The following is an 18,898-nucleotide window of genomic DNA, read 5'->3' as shown; positions in this document are numbered from 1 at the left end:
AATGGTGCCCAGAGGCGGAATCGAACCACCGACACGAGGATTTTCAATCCTCTGCTCTACCGACTGAGCTATCTGGGCAAAATTTAGTTTTATGCAGAATATCAACAAGGATTTTCAATGCAATTCCCGATGGCTCTACCGAGTGAGCTATCTGGGCATAACAAAAAGCTAGAAGCTTGATGTTTAAATAAATGGTGCCGACTATCCGAGTTGAACGGATGACCTACTGATTACAAGTCAGTTGCTCTACCAACTGAGCTAAGTCGGCACACTAAATCTGTGTGCTATGCACGATACTGATGTCTAAAGCATAAATTAAACACCAACATATTAAATAATGGTGCCCAGAGGCGGAATCGAACCACCGACACGAGGATTTTCAATCCTCTGCTCTACCGACTGAGCTATCTGGGCAAATTTCAAACGCACTTATGAGCAACAAATTTGGTTGTCGCTGTCTGGGCGTGCGGCGTATTAAACGGGTTTTGCCTTCTCAAGTCAACTTTTTTTTGAGGATTCTAACTGTTTGCACAGTTTTCAATCAAGATTGCTGTTTTTAATAGTTTTTAGCTTATTTAATCTACAAACTTTGTGCTTTTTGGTTGACCCTCATCATAAAAGGGTTACCTATCTTAAAAACGTGGTGAATTTTTCTTCATAGATGGTAGGATTGTCCAATAATCAAGAATATGCTTAATGATGCTGTATAATTTGTTGGACTAAAGCCATGCCAAGTAAATCAAATTCACCTGTAAAAGGCCTACTACCGCTTTTTATAATCACGAATCTTGTCATCACCCTACTTGCGGTTGTTGCTTACTCTTTTTATCCAACAAGTGAAGTAACTCAGCAAGATAGCAAACCAACTATCACAACGCAGCAATTATCAAATCAGCTTTCAGCACCTCTAATCAGCGCATTAACTATGCCTGGCCAAGATAAAGTAAAAGAGGTTCTCGATTTAAGTCTCCTGCTTAATGATGGTTTTGATTACTATTTATATCGATATGAATTCAACGGCGATGTATCGCTTGTATACGCCAGTAATAAAAAGCTAATCGAAGCCAGTAAAGTTAATCAAAAGCTAGAACAAAACACCCTTATTCATACGGTGTTAGAGTTTAATGATCAACCAGTTGGTGAACTAGTTATAAAGCAACACCCGATTGCTGAACCCATTGCGCAGTCTGCAGGTCTTGCATATGGTTTAGCCGCATTGACTTTAGTAGCACTGGCTATTTTATCTTTTGCCTTAAGTATCTTTATTAATAAGCGTTTTACTAAAAGTAGTGAGTCATTAAGCAGTGAATTAATGGCCATCACAGACAATGCTGACTACCAAGCCCAAGTAAATGAAAACCTAGATTTTGGTTTGGATTCAGTAGCAAAAAATATCAATTTACTACTTAATAAAGTTCAATCAGCAATAACAGAAAACAAAGCTGCTCAGGTAGATTTACAGAAACTACAAAGTGGTCTAGAAAACGAAGTACAAAACCGTACTCTAGCTCTTGAGCAAGCAACTCTCAAAGCCGAACAGGCAAACGAAACCAAAACGACTTTCTTGGCAACCATGAGCCATGAAATTCGTACCCCTATGAATGGGGTTATCGGTACCATTGACTTACTCCGCCAAACCGAGCTTGATGGTGCGCAGCACAGATTAAGTACAATTATTCGTGATTCTGCATTTTCTTTATTAGGTATATTAGATGACATTCTCGATTTCTCGAAAATCGAAGCAGGTAAACTGAATATCGATAATATTCCTTTCTCAGTGTCAGACACCATTGAAGAGGTCGCTCGTGTTTTATCATCGGTGGCCAAAAAGCGTGACCTTGAATTAGAGCTAGCAATTGCGCCAGATATCCCTACAAATTTGATTGGTGATACGGTGCGTGTTCGCCAAGTACTTTATAACCTATGCAGTAATGCAATTAAGTTCACTAGTACTGATGATAAACATAAAGGCCACGTTAAAATTTCGGTAGAGGTGGCTCAAAACACCACTGATCACTACACCCTACGTTTTAGCGTATTAGACAACGGCAAGGGTATGACACAAGCACAGCTTCGTGAAATCTTTAACCCGTTCATTCAAGCTGAAGGCTCAATCACCCGTGAATACGGTGGTACTGGTTTAGGCTTATCGATTTGTAAAAGCTTAACTGAGCTAATGCTAGGTACCATCTCTGTAACAAGTGATTTAGGTATTGGTAGTGAGTTTGTTGTCGAGTTACCTTTTAGTACACAAGGTAAAGTTGAATATGCCCACAAACAGGTAATGAAAGACCAACGTGTTGTAGTTGTAACCAATCATGATGGCCGCAAAAAACTACTTACTCGTTATCTATCATTTATGGGGGCAACACCTGTTATTGCTGATAGCAGCGACAAAATCGAAGCTGAACAAGATAAAAAAGATATTATTTGGATCCTCGATGGTATCGAAACCATGGAAGATATTAACTATATCTTACGCCGCTTGCTATACACCTTAGAAGACAATAAACAGCAAGTAATTGTATTAAGTAAGCTAGATGAAGCCGCTGTTAATCATAAAAATATCTTCTACTTAAATGCTGCACCGCTGTGTAAGTCTAACTTTATGATGTCGCTATTAGTGGCGGCAGGTTTACATAAGCCAAAACAAATTGCTTCGGCTAAGTCATTTAACGACTATTTAAGTGTTGATAAAGCCCGCGAAGAGAACAAACTTGTATTGCTTGTTGAAGACAACGTATTAAATCAGCAAGTGTTAACTGATCAGCTCCATCTATTAGGTTATGGTGTTGAAGTAGCTGAAAATGGTGAAAAAGGCCTTGAAGCATGGCGTGAAGGTAAACACTCAATTATCTTGACAGATTTACACATGCCGAAAATGTCAGGCTACGATATGGTTGAAAAAATTCGTCATGAAGCATCGCAGCTTGAAGATATTAACGCTCAACCTTATGTGATTGCTATCACCGCCAATGCCCTTAAAGGCGAAAAAGAACGCTGTTTAAGCATAGGGATGAATGATTACATCACCAAGCCTGTTGAGCTAAATGTGCTCGAGGCCACTTTACACAAATGTGCATACAAAACGAATCCTGAAGCCACTAAACTTGAAGTTAAAAGGCCAACAGCGCCTATTGATATGGCGATGCTTGCTAACTATGTAAACAATGATGAAGCAAAGAAACTACGCTTTTTCAAAATGTATTTAGAGCAAAGTAATCAACTTAGTAAAGAAATCAACAGTGGTGTTATTGAGCAAGACTTAGAGAAAATCATTTCAGCCTGTCATCAGCTCAAGTCAATCTCAAAAACGATTGGTGCAATGAAAGTTGCAGAACTAGCTGCCGAATTTGAAAAACGCTGCAAAGAAGATGAGCTATCAAGCGATGATTTAATTGAACTGCGCGATAGTTATGAAATTGAATACTCCAAAGTAGCTCAATTCTTAAAAGAACAAATACAAAGAGCTGAGCAAGAAGCAACACATTAAAAAAGGGCCTATTGGCCCTTTTTACTTTTAATTTCTTCGTTTATTTTTCTGGTGGACGGTAGCCTTCAATTTCCACGTCTTTACCTTCAAATAAGAAACCTACCATTTGCTCTTCTAAAAAAGCACGGTGCTCTGGATCCATCATGTTCAGGTGTTTTTCGTTGATCAACATTGTTTGCTTGTGCTGCCATTGGCCCCATGCTTCTTTACTGATGTTGTTGAAAATCTTTTCACCAAGCTCACCTGGGTATAGTTGGAAGCCTAAGCCTTCAGCTTCTTTTTGTAACTTTTGACAAAATACTGTGCGTGCCATAATTGCTCTCTACTCTTATTGCGTGATGCTATTGTAATCTATTGCGCTTAATTGTTTAACCAGCTTTTTCGTTGGGGCTGCAAGGCCAACCTCAACTGACTCATCAAGCGGATACCAAACTAGTTGCCGCTCATTTATAAGATCAGGAATGCTCGGCAAGGTTAAAACATAGGGGTTGATAGTCAGCTCAAAATGCGAAAACACATGGGTAAAGGCTTCCATTGCCTGCGTATTAGTTGATAAACCATGCTGGGCTAAAAATGTTTCTAGCTCAGTTAATTCGCTAAACTCGAAAAAGCCAAATAAACTACCCCATATTCCTGAGCTTAGGCGCTTTTCCATAAGTACTTTATTATCGCAGGCTATTATAAGCTGATGACATGACTTTTTCGGCACAGCCTTTTTCGGCTTTGAATGCGGGAACTCTTTAACTTTACCTTCTTTAAAAGCAAGGCATTTACTATTTAAAGGGCAAGGCTCACAGTCAAACTTACTCCGCGAACAAAGACTTGCGCCTAAATCCATCATTGCCTGATTAAACTCAGTGACCGACTCTTTAGGCGTTAATTGCGATGATAATGACCAAAGGTGATTTTCGACCTTTTTCACTCCATACCAGCCTTCAACCATAAAAAAGCGTGCCAGTACTCGTTTAACATTACCATCTAAAATTGGATGATGTTGGCCAAGTGATAAAGACAAAATTGCCCCAGCAGTTGAACGACCAATACCCGGCAAGTCCATCACCTCTTCAAGCGTGGTTGGAAATTTACCTTGGTATTTATCACGAACTATTTTTGCCGTTTTATGTAAGTTGCGCGCACGGGCGTAATAGCCAAGCCCAGTCCAATGGTGAAGCACCTGATCTTCATCGGCATTAGCAAGCGCAATGATGTCAGGAAAGCTTTGCATAAACTTTTCAAAGTAAGGAATAACAGTTACTACTTGGGTCTGCTGTAGCATAACCTCAGAGATCCATACCTTATAAGGGGTTTTATTTAGCTGCCATGGCAGAGTTTTACGACCGTGAAGGTGGTACCAGTCAACCACTTGGTTTGCAAACCAGGTTGACTCCTTATTGCTTAAATTCAAAATAACATCTTTACTTGCTGAAGCTCATTTCGGCCAAGTCTATTGCAGTTAGTTAGGCCAAGCAAGCCGAAGAGGCTCTGCTCTGTCTAAATTGCTCGTACATGGTCGCAATATTAATCTCGAAAGATAAACAGCCCTTGACTATTGTACTCAAGGCGCAGGTCAGGGATAATACGCAACCTTTTTCTATAGTCAGTATTTTAATCAGGCCAAAATATATGAGTGACTCAAGTAACCCAAACCTCGAGCAAGCAAAGCAAGAGGGTAAATACATCCGCACGATTCGTAGTTTCGTTAAGCGCGAAGGTCGCCTAACAAAAGGCCAAGCGGCAGCCATCGAGAAGTGTTGGCCAACTATGGGCCTTGAGCACAAAAATGGCATGCTAAACCTAGCAGAAGTGTTTGGTAACGATAACGATGTGGTACTAGAAATCGGTTTTGGTATGGGCAAATCGCTAGTTGAAATGGCTAAAAACGCACCAGAACTTAACTTCATTGGTATTGAAGTTCACCGCCCAGGTGTAGGTGCTTGTTTAATGGATGCCGATGAAGCTGGTGTAACAAACTTACGCGTATTCGAGCATGATGCGGTTGAAGTGCTTGCTGACTGTATTGCCGATGAAAGCTTATCTAAGCTGCAATTATTCTTCCCTGATCCATGGCATAAAAAACGTCACCATAAGCGTCGTATCGTACAACCAGAGTTTGCACAAAAATTACGTAGCAAATTAAAAATTGGCGGTGTTTTCCATATGGCCACTGACTGGGAAAATTATGCAGAGCATATGCTAGAAGTAATGCAAGTGGCTGAAGGTTACAAAAACCAATCAGAAACTAACGATTACGTTCCTCGCCCAGATTCACGTCCACTGACAAAATTTGAGCAGCGCGGTCACCGTTTAGGTCACGGCGTATGGGATCTAATGTTCGAGCGTACTAAGTAATAAAAGGTAAAGCAGCATGAGTAAGTTAACCAACCCAAGTTTACTATTGCTTCGTAATGAAGACGAACTTGTTGGACAATCGATTTTAGTGGTTAACTTTGAGCAAGATGGCTTTTTACGCGAACTTAAAGCGCTAAATCCCGACGCAAAAATTACTGCGTTCAGTTATAACCACGCAAATGCCATGTATGCCAGTAAAATAGCCGGTATACATGCAGTGGTTGATCACACTATTCCAAATGGTAACTACGATTTAGTTATCTACTATTACCCAAAAGCAAAGCCAGAAGCACAAATGAGCCTTGATAACATTCGTGCTGTTTGTCATCAAGATGCGCAACTATTTGTAGTAGGTGAAAATAAAAGCGGTGTTAAATCAGCAGAGAAACAACTAAAAGACCACTGTGGTTTTAGTAACAAGATCGATAGTGCCAAGCACTGTATTCTGTATTTATTCTCTGAGCTTACGCTAAACGATAACTTTGCTATCAGCCGTTACCACAAACAATTCCAAGTAAAAGCCGGCGATATTGAATTTACTGCGATCAGTGTGCCAGGGGTATTTAACCACGGTGCGCTTGATGTAGGCACTGCGGTACTTCTGAATAATGCGCCAACTGTTAGCAAGGGTAAAGTACTCGACTTTGCTTGTGGCGCAGGCATTATTGCTACTTACTTAGGTTTAAAGCAGCCTGAGCTTGAATTTGTATGTAGCGATGTAAGTGCGCTTGCAACTTATGCCACTGAGCAAACACTTGCGTTAAATGACCTCAAAGGCCAAGCGATTTTGAGTGATGGCTTAACTGATATTAATGGTAAATTTGATCTAATCATCAGTAACCCACCGTTCCATACGGGGATTGCCACAGATTACACCATTGCCGAAGCATTTCTTAGCTCAGCAAAGCAACACTTGAGCAAGCAAGGTAAATTGACCATAGTTGCAAACAGCTTCTTAAAATACCCACCTATTTTAGAAGCACAATTTGGCCAATACAGCACAGATTTCAAAAATACTAAATTTGCCGTTTACTCAGCTAAATAAAAGTTGAGTAAATAGCTTATTCGTAGCAAAAATATTTTTTAAAATATTTAGTTACTTTCAAATGTCTTTGCTAGACTAAACTCTTACTAATAACAAAAATTCTGGCCTTCTATAGCGCATGCCGATATTTTCGACACAAACAAGTATTCGTAAAGCGTTGACCAATGCGGTAATGCTAGTCACTGCGTTATGCTTGTCTTTGTCTATTTCTATTTCGACCTACCTAGATGTAAAAGAGCAAAAGTCGCTGATTGTCGATAAGATCTCTATTTTATCGAAAATAATTGCCTACAACGCCCAAATCACCGTGCTGTTTGATGATAACGAAACCGAATCTGAGCGCTTAAAGTCATTTGAATCTGTGCCGCTTATTAAAAACATCCATATCTACTCAATCGATGAGTTATCTAACGAGCCGGTGTTTTTTAGTAGCTTTAATGCCAACCGTACACCACCAGTACCCATTAAAGTTGGCAGCATAGATAACCTGTTAGAGCCACGCTTCACAGATAAAGATATAGAGCTAATAACCCCTATCGTATACGAAGGGGATACCATCGGTTATGTTTACGTTCGCGGCGGCTTAGACAGGTTAAACCAATATATTAATCGTAAAATTATCATCGATATTTTACTGACCCTGTTCGTTTTAGTACTGGTGTATTTTGTCGCTAGACGTATTCAAAAACGTATTGCAAACCCTATTGATGAGCTAAGTAACCTGCTACAGGACGTATCGAAAAACCATAACTATGATACTCGCGCACAAAAAACCAATATTGATGAAATAAACCAGCTAGCGGGCAGCTTAAATATCATGCTCTCGCGCACTCAAAAACAAATTGAGCGCCACGAAAAAGACAAACAAGAAATAAAACAGCTTAACCAAAGCCTTGAAGAAAAAGTAAACCAACGCACAATCGCATTACGTGAGGCTAACCAAGAGCTGCTCAATACCCTTGAGCGTATGCACCAATACCAAAACCAAATCGTCGAAAATGAGAAAATGGCGTCACTGGGGCAAATGGTTGCAGGTGTTGCTCATGAGGTTAACACACCTATTGGGTTAGGTATTACAGGCTCAACGCTGTTACGTGACAAGCTGGCAGAAATTCACGCGCAGTTTGAACAAAAAACTTTAACTTCAGCACACTTAAAACGCTTTATTAATGACGGCATTGAAAACCTCGATCTTATCTATCGCAATCTTAACCGTGCAGCTGAGCTCGTATCTAGCTTTAAGAAAGTGGCTGTTAATCAAGATGTAGAAGTCAGCACCAAAATCAATTTAAATGATTTATTAAATGATGTGGTGATGTCGATGCGCTCAGAGATTCAATATCGTAATCCTAAAATTACGATTAACTGTAGCAATGACATTAGTATAGAAACCAAATCTGGGCCGTTACAACAAGTGTTACAGCAGCTATTAAGTAACTCGGTGATTCATGCATTTAGTGATGATCAAAATAACGAAATCACCTTTAATGTTGATCGCAACGAAAGTAGCTTGAGTATTCACTACTTCGATAACGGTATTGGCGTTGAGAAATCAATTCGCAAACGTATTTTCGACCCATTTGTAACTACTAAACGTGGTGAAGGTGGCAGTGGTTTGGGCATGCACCTAGTTTATAACTTAGTGACTCAAGCACTTGGTGGTAGCATCGTATACGATGAGCTAGCAGACGAAGGGGCTCACTTTATTATTACTCTGCCATTGCAAGAAGGTGCAGCGTAATGAGATTAGTGAGTTGTATCTTATTAGCTTTGCTTGCTGTATGCCCTGCATTTGCCAAATCACCGGACCAAGTTAAATCAGCCTTTTTGTATCAAATTGCTAAGTTCACGAAGTTTAATGACCAAGTGAACCCTCCCCCTATTTCATTTTGTTTTTATGACTTAGATAAAGGTCCTGGAGCGTTCCTTAAAGATAGAAATGAACTGCAAATTAACAAAAAACCAATTAACGTTATATTAGTGAAAAAAACCCAGCAAATTTCTGAACTTTCTCAAGTTTGTGATATCACATACATTGATGAAACATTAGAAAATGATATACTTCCACTTTGGACCGATACAATTTCATTGGATACTTTAACAATAGGTGAAAGTATCAGCTTTTTAGAAAATGGCGGTATAGCCTCTCTGGTTCAAGAAGGAAATAAAATCCGACTGTATATCAATAAGCAGCACGTATTGCAGCATAACTTTAAAGTGCAATCTCGATTGTTAGCTATGGCTAAGTTTTATCCAAATTGATTTTACTTGTTAACAATTGGATCTAATCCTATAATCTCTAGTATTCGGTTTTGCTTGATAATACCGAATTTTTGTAAATAAAATTTCCGAAAAGGTTAATATACAATGCAAACGCCAGTCATTCTGATCGTAGAGGATGAAGACGTAACTCGACTAAACCTCGTTAGTTTATTTGAAGCTGAAGGTTACAAAGTTATTGAAGCCATTGATGGCGATGATATGCATGACAAGCTTACAAATAATGATGATGTGAACCTTGTAGTTATGGACATCAACCTACCAGGTAAAAACGGGCTAATCTTAGCGCGTGAATTACGTCAAAAACGTAACGTTGGTTTAATTTTCTTAACAGGTCGTGACAACGACGTTGATCGCATTTTAGGTCTTGAAATTGGTGCTGATGATTACATCACTAAACCATTCAACCCTCGCGAATTAACTATTCGTGCTCGTAACCTTATTTCGCGCACAGCCCTAGGTGGCGAAGAAGCGAATATCGAAACAAATGGTGTTATCACATTTAACGGTTGGGAACTTGATGAAAACAGCCGTTGTTTAACATCTCCAAGCGGCGACGCTAAACGTTTACCTAAAGGTGAATACCGCGCGCTACGCTTAATGCTTGACTCACCGGGCCGTATTTTCAGCCGTGAGCAATTAATCAAGCACATGACTGGCCGTGAGCTTCGCGCTAACGACCGTACTGTAGACGTAACAATTCGTCGTATCAGAAAACACTTTGAAAGCGATAACAGCACATCTGAGCTGATCAGCACCATCCATGGTGAAGGCTATCGTTTCATTGGTAAAATCGACAGCTAATTAGAATTAATCTTCTAACTGTTGTAAGAATAATTGGAGGGCGTCACGCCCTTCATTTATTTTCACTGCTAATTCTTCAAGCCACTGCTGTAACTCTTCGCTACTCTCTTCAAGCGCCCCATGTTCCATCTTCTTAGCATGTAACTGCACATCGTTTAAGCCTACAGAGCCAGCTGCACCTTTTAATTTATGTGCCACCGATTTGTACTCTTCTCTATCATCTGCCGCTAACGCATCTGCCAGCTCAGTTTGGTACTGAGGGTTTAACTTATTAAATAACTCACAGCTGCGATTAAATATAACCAGCCCCATTGAGCCTACAAAGTCTTCGATGGTTTCTATATCGAGCAGCTCAACACGAATACCCGATAAGTCTTTTTCAGCTACTGCTTTGATTGGCTCAGGCTGACAGTTTTGTTGCTGCTTGATATCAAATAACTCACCGAGCATTTTATCGAGTTTTGTGGTGTTGATAGGCTTAGCGAGTGCGCCTTGAATATTAATACCAGCAAGCTCTTCTTCGGCGCTACGCACGTTGGCAGTCAAGGCAACGATTGGTAAGTTATCAAAGTGTTCATCGTCACGAATTTGACGAGCAACTTCATCACCATTGATATCAGGTAATTGCATATCAAGTAAAACTAGGTCTAAGTCATCTTCTGTGTAAACAAACGACAGCGCATCCTCACCAGTTTCAGCCCAAATAACTTCGTGGCCACGCTGCTCAAGTAAGTTAGTAGCAATTTCAGCATTTAGCGGCACATCTTCTACTAAAAGAATGTTTAAGCTGCGTACCGCATAACTTTGCTCGGTAGGCGCAATACAAAGCTTAAGCGGTATTTCAACAACAAAAACACTGCCCTCACCTTCAGTACTGCTGACATTAATTTCACCTTTCATTGCGCTAACAAGTGCTTTTGTTACCGCAAGGCCGATACCAGAGCCAATAGCATTAGTGCCGTTGATATCTGGTGCTTTGTAGTACATGTCAAAAATACGATGCAGCTGCTCTTGTGGAATACCTTGACCCGTGTCGCTCACACGCATCACTAACCACGGACCATCGGCACGATTCTCACGACGACATTCAAGCTCTACATGGCCTTGCTGAGTAAACTTAACGGCATTATTGATAAGGTTCCAAACAACTTGGCGTAAACGGGTCGGATCAAGAGACGCGTAAACATCCAGTGTGCCTTTACGTTTAATATTGAACTCAAGACCTTTTTGTTCAGCAATTAAGCCTGCAAAATTCACTACGTCATTAATAAAATCGGCCACATTAACTGAGTCAGCAACAATATCGAGCTGCTCACGGTCAATTTTATCCAAGTCGATAATATCGTTAAAAATATTGCCAAGGGTTTCAGCACTTGAAAACACCGTATTACACCAACTACGTTGCTGTTTATCGAGTTCAGTATCAAGTAGCATGCGGGTTAAACCCACAATACCGTTAAGCGGCGTTCTTAATTCATGGCTTAAAGTTGCAATGAACTTACCTTTATCTTTATAAGCTGCTTCAAGGGCTTGAGCTGCCTCTTTACGACTGGTGATATCACGGCCAAAGGCAAGTAAACCTATGTACTCACCTTTTTCATTAATAAAAGGTAGCTTACGCATTTCAAACCAGCGCTTTTCACCATCAACGGGGTATTCAACGTCAAGTGTAAGAGCTTGGTGGGTTTGAGATACTTTTTTGTCGGTGCGCAGTACTTCTGGTAAATAATCACTTGGGTAGATTTCTTCAACACTCTTACCGATTAACTCATCGCTGCTTTTACCTATCACTTGTTCAAACATTTTATTACAGCCAGCAAATACACCATTGTTATCGCGGTAATAAAATAAATCGGGAGATGAGTCGACAATAGAGCGCAATAGCATGCCTTGTTGCGCAAGCTCTTGTTGAGTTTTTTTACGCTCGGCGATTTCGCGTCTAAGCTCTTCAATCGCTCTATGCTTGGCATGAAACGCCATTTTACGCTCATCAATCTCTTCGTTTAAGCGACTGATGTTGTCTTTTAGCGTTTGGTTAAGCAGTTTTTCTTGTTTGGTTGCGCTATCTAGGTAGCTATAAGAAGCTTCTAATTGGCGAATTGAGTTAAGCAGTACAGTGATTAAAATCGGCGATACCACCGCAGTGAAGAACATCACGGCCAAAACATCAACTAAAGTCACCGTTCCAACTGCAACATAATAAAACATGCACGATAAGATCAGCGACATGACCAATAATAAGGCATAACAGGCGGCGGCAGTTTTAAACTCACCGTACTTAGAAATAAAGCTTGAGAGAGTGCGAGCCCACGGACTCAAAGAAGAATCAATCATATATAAAGCTTAGGCACATAATCGAAAAAAAACAGCATAGCTAATTTTATCACTATTCCTTTAGAAATATTCATATTGTGCGATAAACATAGAATTTTTTCATCAACGCCGCTTTTTTATATTTTTTCATGTAAAATACCGCGCTTTAATAATTGCAAAGAATGAGTATTACCATGCAAACCACAATGCCAGATATTGCTGATACGGCTCCCGCCTTACAAACAGGTAAATTAGACTGGGTTGGCATGGGCGAAATTGAACTTCCTTTCATTTTTGAAACTCGCAATATTGCCCCTGTAAATGTAATTGCCAAGGCACGCGCTTTTGTAAACTTGCATAAAGAAGACGCAAAAGGCATTCATATGTCGCGTCTATTTTTAGCCCTTGATACCTTATCAACCGAGCAGCAAGTTAATCCACAAACTCTTAAACAAGCTCTTGATGCCTTTATTAGCAGCCATGATGATTTAAGTGACCAAGCACAAATCGAATTTAAATTTGAGCTACCTCTGCGTCGTAAATCTTTATTAAGTGGCAAAGTAGGTTGGAAAAACTACCCTGTTCATTTGATCGCTAAGATCAACCAAGGCATTGTAAGCTTTGAGTTAATGGTTGATGTTACTTACTCGTCTACATGCCCATGTTCAGCGGCTCTTGCTCGTCAATTAATTCAAAATGCCTTTAGCGAAAAATTTGCTGAGCAAAACATTGATAAGCAAACTGTTTTAGAATGGCTAGGCACAACAGACGGCATTGTTGCTACACCACACTCACAGCGTTCAATTGCAAACGTGAAAGTAAAACTCGACAGCCAAATTGACAGTTTTGATGTGGTTGGCTTAATTGATGCTTTAGAAGCTGAGCTAAAAACGCCAGTACAAGCGGCAGTTAAACGTGAAGATGAGCAAGAGTTTGCCCGCTTAAATGGTCAAAACCTCATGTTCTGCGAAGATGCTGCACGTAAAATTAAAGGCTTACTAGAACAGCAAAACTACGCCGATTATTGGCTGCAAATAAATCACTACGAATCACTTCATGCCCACGACGCAGTAGCTATCGCTGTTAAAGGGGTTACTGGCGGATACACAGCTTAAAAATTTCTGGTGACTCCACACACTTAGGCACGCTAATTGCTTTTAATTTTCAGTGTCAATTTGTTGTTGTGGAGTTACCGTATGGAATTCGCTTTATTATCAATTTTAGTTTTAGTCGTAGTAGCCTCTGTTGTTGCGTCAAAGTTTACCGATGAAGGCGGAAACCCTTACCCTTTCACTCGTAAGCAAACTGTTTTTACGCAAGTTGAGAGTGCTTTTTTACATCTTCTAGAACGTGCTGTAGGCGACCAATATAAAATCGTCAGCCGCGTTAAACTCATTGATTTAATCGACTGCAAGCAAGGCTTATCTGTCAAAGCAAAACGTGCTGCAATGGCTAAAGCCAAAAACAAACAGTTAGATTACGTACTTATCGACAAAGACAAACTTACTATTGTTGCCGCTGTTGATTTAGTAAATAACACCAACCGCGACGGCCATAAAGCACAACGTGATTGGTTTGTTAGTGGCGCATTAGAAGCGGCGGGCATCCCGCATATTCGCATGAAGGTAAAATCAGGCTATCAACCAAGAGAAGTACGTGATGCAATCATGTTTAAACTTGGTAAACCTGCAGCAGCGCCTGCAAGACCTGCACGCAACCGCATTACTAAACCTGCGGTATTATCACCATCACAAGCAAAAGCACACTCAACGGCGCTTGCAGAAATATAACCTGTCACAATATTGGCAAAAGCAGACTTTAAGGTCTGCTTTTTTGTTTGTTTCAGGCATTTTTAGGTATAATCATCCTATTCAATCTAAGGAATCAAATATTATGCACGTTGGTATTATTGGCGCGATGGAGCCAGAAGTAAAAATCTTACGCGAAGCAATGGTAAACCCAAGCATCATGACTAAAGCTGGTTTTACCTTTTACACCGGTGAACTAGCGGGTAACACAGTTACTTTAGTTCAATCTGGTATTGGTAAAGTGGCTTCTGCAGTAGCAACAACACTACTAATCGATAACTTCAGTCCAGATTGTGTGATCAACACAGGTTCTGCAGGTGGTTTTGAGCCATCGCTAAATGTAGGCGATGTGGTTATTTCTTCAGAAGTTCGTCACCATGATGTAGACGTAACTGCATTCGGTTACGAAATCGGTCAAGTACCACAAATGCCAGCTGGCTTTGCTGCGCACCCTAAACTGATTGAAGCGGCAGAGCAAAGCGTAAGTCAAATCAGCGATGTTAAAACCATGATTGGCCTAATTTGTACTGGTGATTCATTCATGTGTGACCCGGTACGAATTGAAAAAACACGTGCTGAATTCCCAACTATGCTTGCAGTAGAAATGGAAGGTGCAGCAATTGCACAAGCTTGTCATGTGCTAGAAACACCATTTGTTGTTATTCGTTCAATGTCTGACATTGCTGGCAAAGAGTCGCCGCAATCATTTGAAGAGTATATCGAAACTGCATCTATCAACTCATCTAAAATGGTTGTTGCTCTTTTAGAGAAGCTAACATCGGTGAGTTTATAAGGTGATTGCAAATATTGTTCAAAACCATTTGGACATTATTGTATTTTTTGTAGCGCTCTTAGCTGAGCGCTTCTTTCCTTTGGTTAGTTGGTATCATCCTAATACCTTTTTAACCGTTATTTTCTCTGCGCTTAGCGAGCGTTTATACAACCCAACGAACCCCAAAAGCTATCAATATTTAGCCTCAACCTTAGCTTTTACTCTCACCATTTTAGTGATAGTGACATTGGTTGTGCTGTTTTTAGAGTTTGCTTTTTACCCTGAGCTATTAAATGGCTTAATTTTATATCTGTTACTCAGTAGCCGCGCTCAAGAGAAGAAATCATTACGTATTGCCAGATTACTCAAGCTCAACCAAAAAGCGACTGCAAGAGAGCTACTAGCTAGCCTCGTTGCCCGTGATGTATCACGTTTATCAGCCCCAGGCATTTGCAAAGCAACCATGGAGTCACTGGTGCTTCAAAGTGCGCGGCATTATTTTGCCGTTATATTCTTTTATCTACTTGGCGGCGCTATCCTTGCTTTGGTTTATCGCTTACTCACATTAATTCATCAGGCATGGCGAAAAAACCTAAAACCCAACAACCCGTTTTTGGCTCCGATTGCTAAATTACTATTTGTATTGGAGTGGTTACCCACTCGATTAGTTGCATTAACGATTGCAGCAACTAATGCCAGTAAACAATGTATTCATTATATAAAACACTATGGCAGACACTTTTATCAAACCAATACAGGATGGCTGTTAAGTGTTACATCGGCTGCTTTGCAAGTACAGTTAGGCGGCCCTGCCCTTTACCAAGGTGAGCGCTTTAATAAAATGCGTGTTGGGACTGATCGCCTACCAGATGCCGATGATATTCCTGCTTTAGTGAATCGCTTAAATCAAGCGAAAGCATTTTGGTTACTACTGATAGTCGGGATTGAAGTAATTAGCCTATTCACAAACTAATCAAAATATAAGCACAAAAAAACCAGCCGCAGCTGGTTTTTTATACCAATTAGCTTTATTAAGCTAAGGTGATTTTAGCAAACTTACGTTTACCTACTTGGTAAATCTGTGTTGTGCCTTTAGCAACTTCAAGCTTAGTATCCGTTACTTTCTCTTCACCATTAATCTTTACAGCACCTTGTTTAATCATACGCATTGCTTCTGACGTACTAGCTACAAGGTTAGCTTCTTTTAATAGATTAGTAATAAACACAGTGTCTTCAGCAATTGTTACTGTCACTTCTGGGATCTCATCTGGTAATGCATTCTTTTGGAAACGCTTGATGAAATCTTGATGAGCACCTTCGGCTGCTTCTTCACTGTGGAAACGTGCAATCATTTCTTTGGCAAGTTCAATCTTGATGTCGCGCGGGTTTGCACCATCAGCAACACGCTGTTTAAGCGCAGCAATTTCTTCGATAGATAATGCACTTAATAAGTCATAGTAACGCCACATTAGATCATCGCTGATAGACATTACTTTACCAAACATGTCGTTTGGCTCATCAGTAATACCAATGTAATTACCTAATGACTTGGACATTTTCTGAACGCCATCAGTACCTTCAAGCAGTGGCATCATAAGTACTGTTTGTGGCTTTTGACCTTCGTCTTTTTGTAATTCACGACCCATTAATAGGTTAAAACGTTGGTCTGTACCGCCAAGCTCAACATCAGCTTCTAATGCAACTGAGTCCCAACCTTGTACCAGTGGATATAAAAATTCGTGGATAGCAATTGATTGGCCGTTGGCATAACGCTTTTTAAAGTCATCACGTTCTAGCATACGTGCTACTGTTTGACGCGCAGCCAGTTTAATCATACCTGCTGCACCTAAGTTCTCCATCCAAGCAGAGTTGAATGCAACAGTTGTTTTAGCAGGATCAAGAATTTTAAATACTTGCTCTTTATAGGTTTCAGCATTAGCTAAAACATCTTCACGAGTTAACGGTTTACGCGTTACGTTTTTACCCGTTGGATCACCAATCATACCGGTGAAGTCACCGATTAAGAAAATCACTTCATGACCTAGGTCTTGGAAGGTTTTCATTTTGTTGATAAGAACTGTATGACCTAAATGCAGATCAGGCGCAGTTGGATCGAAACCCGCTTTGATCTTAAGTTTCTTACCAGACTTTAGCTTTTCGACTAATTCGTCTTCAATTAATATCTCTTCTGCACCGCGTTTTATCTCAGCTAGAGCGGTTTGTAAATCCACTGTGTATTACTCCAAAAATTCAGCTACCGGGGCGTGGTGGCCTGTCAGGGTTATAAATATAGAGCTAAAAACTTTAAAATTTAGCTAGTTAGCACCAAAAAGCGACACTAGAAAAAAGCCTAACTTAAATAGTTTAAGAAACAGCCCTGAAGGCAGCGCGCATGATTGTTCTTTATACCGCGTTATTGCAATTTAATGAAGGTACTTTAGTTAACTAATATAGATTTAGTTTAACCATAGGCATCTGCTGCAATTTTAACCAAAAAAGTTTAACGCGCTGAGCAATTCTAGCGTAAAATAGCGCCAGTTTAAATCTACAAAACACTGGTATTTGCTCTATTTTAGGTATATCCTGCGATATTAGTATTTAAATTTCTTGACAGCAGAAAAGGCACGATATGGTTCACGTAGTGCACAAACTTCCCAAAAAACACAAACTGCTTATTCTCGGTTTGGTTTCTGCTATTGTTGGCTTGGCATTATTGCCTTCTGAAAAAGCCACCGCTTCAAAGGATAACAGTGCAAAAGCACTTGAAATTGGCAAACGCTACGAATTACAAGTTAAAGTTGATGATAACGAAAAACTAACTGAGCTTAATTCGCAGCAAGCAGCAGCAAAACTTCCAGAATACGAGCTTATCGACCATGAAGTACGAAATGGCGATAATTTAGCACTTATCTTTAAACGTGCGGGCTTCTCAGCGCAAACATTACACAAACTTGTTAATACCAACGCAGAAACTCGTAAATTAACAAAAATTCACCCAGGCGAAATCTTAAGCTTTGCAACAGCTGAAGATGGCTCTTTAGCTCAGCTACGTTATGTGATCTCAAAAACAGACACCTTATACGTTACATTAAATGACGAAGGTAACTACGACACTTCTATCGATAGCAAAGAAATCGAAACGCTAAGTAAGTCGGCTGGCGGTGAGATCTCTAATAGCTTTTGGACGTCAGGCATTGCAGCAGGTTTAAGCGAGCGTCAAATTATGAATTTTGCTGACATCTTCGGTTGGGATGTCGACTTTGCTAATGACATTCGTAAAGGTGACCAATTTGGTCTCATTTATGAAGCTCACTATGTTGATGGTGAGTACATTGGTGATGGTAAAATTATTGCCGCAGAATTTATTAACCAAGGTGAGCGTTATACCGCTATTCGCCATACTGATGGTAACTTCTACACGCCTGAAGGCCGTAGCATGAAAAAAGCCTTCTTACGTGCGCCTGTTAACTTTAAGTATATTAGTTCGAGCTTTAACCCTCGTCGCTTACACCCAGTGACTAAAACGGTAAAACCACATAACGGTATTGATTACGCAGCGCGTACCGGTACGCCAGTTGTATCATCGGGTAATGGTAAAGTGATTAAAGCAGGCTACAGTAAATACAATGGTAACTATGTATTTATTAGCCATGGCACACAGTATGTGACTAAGTACTTACACTTAGACAAAAAGATGGTTAGAACTGGTCAGAAAGTGAAGCAAGGCCAGAAGATTGGTACCGTTGGCGCAACAGGTCGTGTGACGGGCCCACACTTACACTATGAATTCTTAGTAAACGGTGTTCACCGTAACCCTAAAACGGTCAAACTACCTAAATCAGAGCCTCTACCGCGCGATGAGTTAGCTAAGTTTAAACCGATTGCTGATAACTTCTTAGCTCAATTACAGCGTAACCGTGAGTTACAATTAGCGTTAAATAAGTAGTTAGGTAAACATGTAAAAGCCGCTTCAACTTGAAGCGGCTTTTTTGTGCCTAGAATAAATCCGGCTAAAACTATTATAGACTTTACTA

At 40.2% G+C, this 18,898-nt stretch carries 15 protein-coding genes and 3 tRNA genes; 11 read left to right on the top strand and 7 right to left on the bottom strand.

All coding sequences use genetic code 11. The features are described from left to right. Positions 1–2: 2 nt before the first annotated feature. The 3 genes from PASHI_RS06240 to PASHI_RS06230 form a co-directional block, all read right to left on the bottom strand. Positions 3–78 (bottom strand) — tRNA-Phe (locus PASHI_RS06240). Between the two features lie 114 nt (positions 79–192). Beyond that, a tRNA-Thr gene (locus PASHI_RS06235) sits at positions 193–268 on the bottom strand. Positions 269–338: 70 nt separating this feature from the next. Beyond that, positions 339–414 (bottom strand) — tRNA-Phe (locus tag PASHI_RS06230). Between the two features lie 313 nt (positions 415–727). On the opposite strand from PASHI_RS06230, the gene PASHI_RS06225 reads away from it, so the two are divergent. Further along, positions 728–3,493, top strand: a complete 2,766-nt coding sequence (locus PASHI_RS06225; RefSeq protein WP_062564937.1) for a hybrid sensor histidine kinase/response regulator — start codon at positions 728–730, stop codon at positions 3,491–3,493. 40 nt (positions 3,494–3,533) lie between these two features. Here PASHI_RS06225 and PASHI_RS06220 read toward each other — a convergent pair whose 3' ends face one another. Then, positions 3,534–3,806 carry an oxidative damage protection protein gene (locus tag PASHI_RS06220; protein WP_036970432.1) on the bottom strand — a complete coding sequence of 91 codons (273 nt, stop codon included), beginning with the start codon at positions 3,804–3,806 and terminating at the stop codon, positions 3,534–3,536. Between the two features lie 15 nt (positions 3,807–3,821). Beyond that, positions 3,822–4,898, bottom strand: coding sequence for an A/G-specific adenine glycosylase (gene mutY, locus PASHI_RS06215; RefSeq protein WP_425272496.1), 1,077 nt, complete (start codon positions 4,896–4,898; stop codon positions 3,822–3,824). Positions 4,899–5,116: 218 nt separating this feature from the next. Between mutY and trmB the strand changes: the two genes are divergently transcribed. The 5 genes from trmB to arcA all read left to right on the top strand — a co-directional run bounded on the left by trmB (position 5,117) and on the right by arcA (position 9,971). After that, the gene (gene trmB, locus PASHI_RS06210) at positions 5,117–5,842 is read left to right on the top strand and encodes a tRNA (guanosine(46)-N7)-methyltransferase TrmB (RefSeq protein WP_054560769.1); all 726 of its coding nucleotides are present in this window, start codon (positions 5,117–5,119) and stop codon (positions 5,840–5,842) included. A 16-nt stretch (positions 5,843–5,858) separates the two neighbouring features. Next, positions 5,859–6,887 (top strand): 16S rRNA (guanine(1207)-N(2))-methyltransferase RsmC, encoded by a 1,029-nt coding sequence (gene rsmC / locus PASHI_RS06205; RefSeq protein WP_062564935.1) that lies wholly within the window; start codon positions 5,859–5,861, stop codon positions 6,885–6,887. A 118-nt stretch (positions 6,888–7,005) separates the two neighbouring features. Then, the gene (locus tag PASHI_RS06200; protein ID WP_062564934.1) at positions 7,006–8,628 is read left to right on the top strand and encodes an ATP-binding protein; all 1,623 of its coding nucleotides are present in this window, start codon (positions 7,006–7,008) and stop codon (positions 8,626–8,628) included. Continuing rightward, positions 8,628–9,149 carry a YfiR family protein gene (locus PASHI_RS06195; RefSeq protein WP_062564933.1) on the top strand — a complete coding sequence of 174 codons (522 nt, stop codon included), beginning with the start codon at positions 8,628–8,630 and terminating at the stop codon, positions 9,147–9,149. The genes PASHI_RS06200 and PASHI_RS06195 overlap by 1 nt, the downstream gene beginning before the upstream one ends. Positions 9,150–9,254: 105 nt before the next feature. Next, positions 9,255–9,971 (top strand): two-component system response regulator ArcA, encoded by a 717-nt coding sequence (gene arcA, locus PASHI_RS06190; RefSeq protein ID WP_054551295.1) that lies wholly within the window; start codon positions 9,255–9,257, stop codon positions 9,969–9,971. Between the two features lie 6 nt (positions 9,972–9,977). On the opposite strand, the gene arcB is transcribed toward arcA, so the two are convergent. Further along, a complete protein-coding gene (arcB, locus tag PASHI_RS06185) occupies positions 9,978–12,305 on the bottom strand; it encodes an aerobic respiration two-component sensor histidine kinase ArcB (RefSeq protein ID WP_062564932.1) in 2,328 nt (775 codons plus the stop codon). 173 nt (positions 12,306–12,478) lie between these two features. Here arcB and folE2 point away from each other — a divergent pair, with 173 nt between their 5' ends. From folE2 to PASHI_RS06165, 4 genes are all read left to right on the top strand, one after another. Continuing rightward, a complete protein-coding gene (gene folE2, locus PASHI_RS06180; RefSeq protein ID WP_062564931.1) occupies positions 12,479–13,399 on the top strand; it encodes a GTP cyclohydrolase FolE2 in 921 nt (306 codons plus the stop codon). A gap of 81 nt (positions 13,400–13,480) precedes the next feature. After that, positions 13,481–14,074: a DUF2726 domain-containing protein gene (locus tag PASHI_RS06175; protein ID WP_062564930.1), complete on the top strand. Its 594-nt coding sequence runs from the start codon at positions 13,481–13,483 to the stop codon at positions 14,072–14,074. 103 nt (positions 14,075–14,177) lie between these two features. After that, positions 14,178–14,885 carry a 5'-methylthioadenosine/S-adenosylhomocysteine nucleosidase gene (gene mtnN / locus PASHI_RS06170; protein WP_054551291.1) on the top strand — a complete coding sequence of 236 codons (708 nt, stop codon included), beginning with the start codon at positions 14,178–14,180 and terminating at the stop codon, positions 14,883–14,885. A gap of 1 nt (position 14,886) precedes the next feature. Continuing rightward, complete coding sequence (locus PASHI_RS06165; protein ID WP_058585663.1) at positions 14,887–15,837, top strand: cobalamin biosynthesis protein CobD/CbiB; 951 nt, start codon at positions 14,887–14,889, stop codon at positions 15,835–15,837. Positions 15,838–15,895: 58 nt separating this feature from the next. On the opposite strand, the gene tyrS is transcribed toward PASHI_RS06165, so the two are convergent. Beyond that, the gene (tyrS, locus tag PASHI_RS06160) at positions 15,896–17,095 is read right to left on the bottom strand and encodes a tyrosine--tRNA ligase (RefSeq protein WP_054560777.1); all 1,200 of its coding nucleotides are present in this window, start codon (positions 17,093–17,095) and stop codon (positions 15,896–15,898) included. Positions 17,096–17,493: 398 nt separating this feature from the next. On the opposite strand from tyrS, the gene PASHI_RS06155 reads away from it, so the two are divergent. After that, complete coding sequence (locus tag PASHI_RS06155) at positions 17,494–18,810, top strand: peptidoglycan DD-metalloendopeptidase family protein (protein ID WP_062564929.1); 1,317 nt, start codon at positions 17,494–17,496, stop codon at positions 18,808–18,810. Positions 18,811–18,898 lie beyond the last annotated feature (88 nt).

Origin of the sequence: Pseudoalteromonas shioyasakiensis (assembly GCF_001550135.1) — a bacterium.
GTDB classification, from domain to species: Bacteria; Pseudomonadota; Gammaproteobacteria; order Enterobacterales; family Alteromonadaceae; genus Pseudoalteromonas; species Pseudoalteromonas shioyasakiensis.
This window is presented reverse-complemented; position numbering and strand designations above follow the sequence as displayed.

Coding starts and splice junctions, on each gene's coding strand:
- PASHI_RS06225 (WP_062564937.1), top strand. CDS start 728: ATGCCAAGTAAATCAAATTCACCTGTAAAAGGCCTACTACCGCTTTTT.
- PASHI_RS06155 (WP_062564929.1), top strand. CDS start 17,494: ATGGTTCACGTAGTGCACAAACTTCCCAAAAAACACAAACTGCTTATT.
- rsmC (WP_062564935.1), top strand. CDS start 5,859: ATGAGTAAGTTAACCAACCCAAGTTTACTATTGCTTCGTAATGAAGAC.
- trmB (WP_054560769.1), top strand. CDS start 5,117: ATGAGTGACTCAAGTAACCCAAACCTCGAGCAAGCAAAGCAAGAGGGT.
- arcA (WP_054551295.1), top strand. CDS start 9,255: ATGCAAACGCCAGTCATTCTGATCGTAGAGGATGAAGACGTAACTCGA.
- PASHI_RS06175 (WP_062564930.1), top strand. CDS start 13,481: ATGGAATTCGCTTTATTATCAATTTTAGTTTTAGTCGTAGTAGCCTCT.
- folE2 (WP_062564931.1), top strand. CDS start 12,479: ATGCAAACCACAATGCCAGATATTGCTGATACGGCTCCCGCCTTACAA.
- PASHI_RS06195 (WP_062564933.1), top strand. CDS start 8,628: ATGAGATTAGTGAGTTGTATCTTATTAGCTTTGCTTGCTGTATGCCCT.
- PASHI_RS06200 (WP_062564934.1), top strand. CDS start 7,006: ATGCCGATATTTTCGACACAAACAAGTATTCGTAAAGCGTTGACCAAT.
- mtnN (WP_054551291.1), top strand. CDS start 14,178: ATGCACGTTGGTATTATTGGCGCGATGGAGCCAGAAGTAAAAATCTTA.
- PASHI_RS06220 (WP_036970432.1), bottom strand. CDS start 3,806: ATGGCACGCACAGTATTTTGTCAAAAGTTACAAAAAGAAGCTGAAGGC.
- arcB (WP_062564932.1), bottom strand. CDS start 12,305: ATGATTGATTCTTCTTTGAGTCCGTGGGCTCGCACTCTCTCAAGCTTT.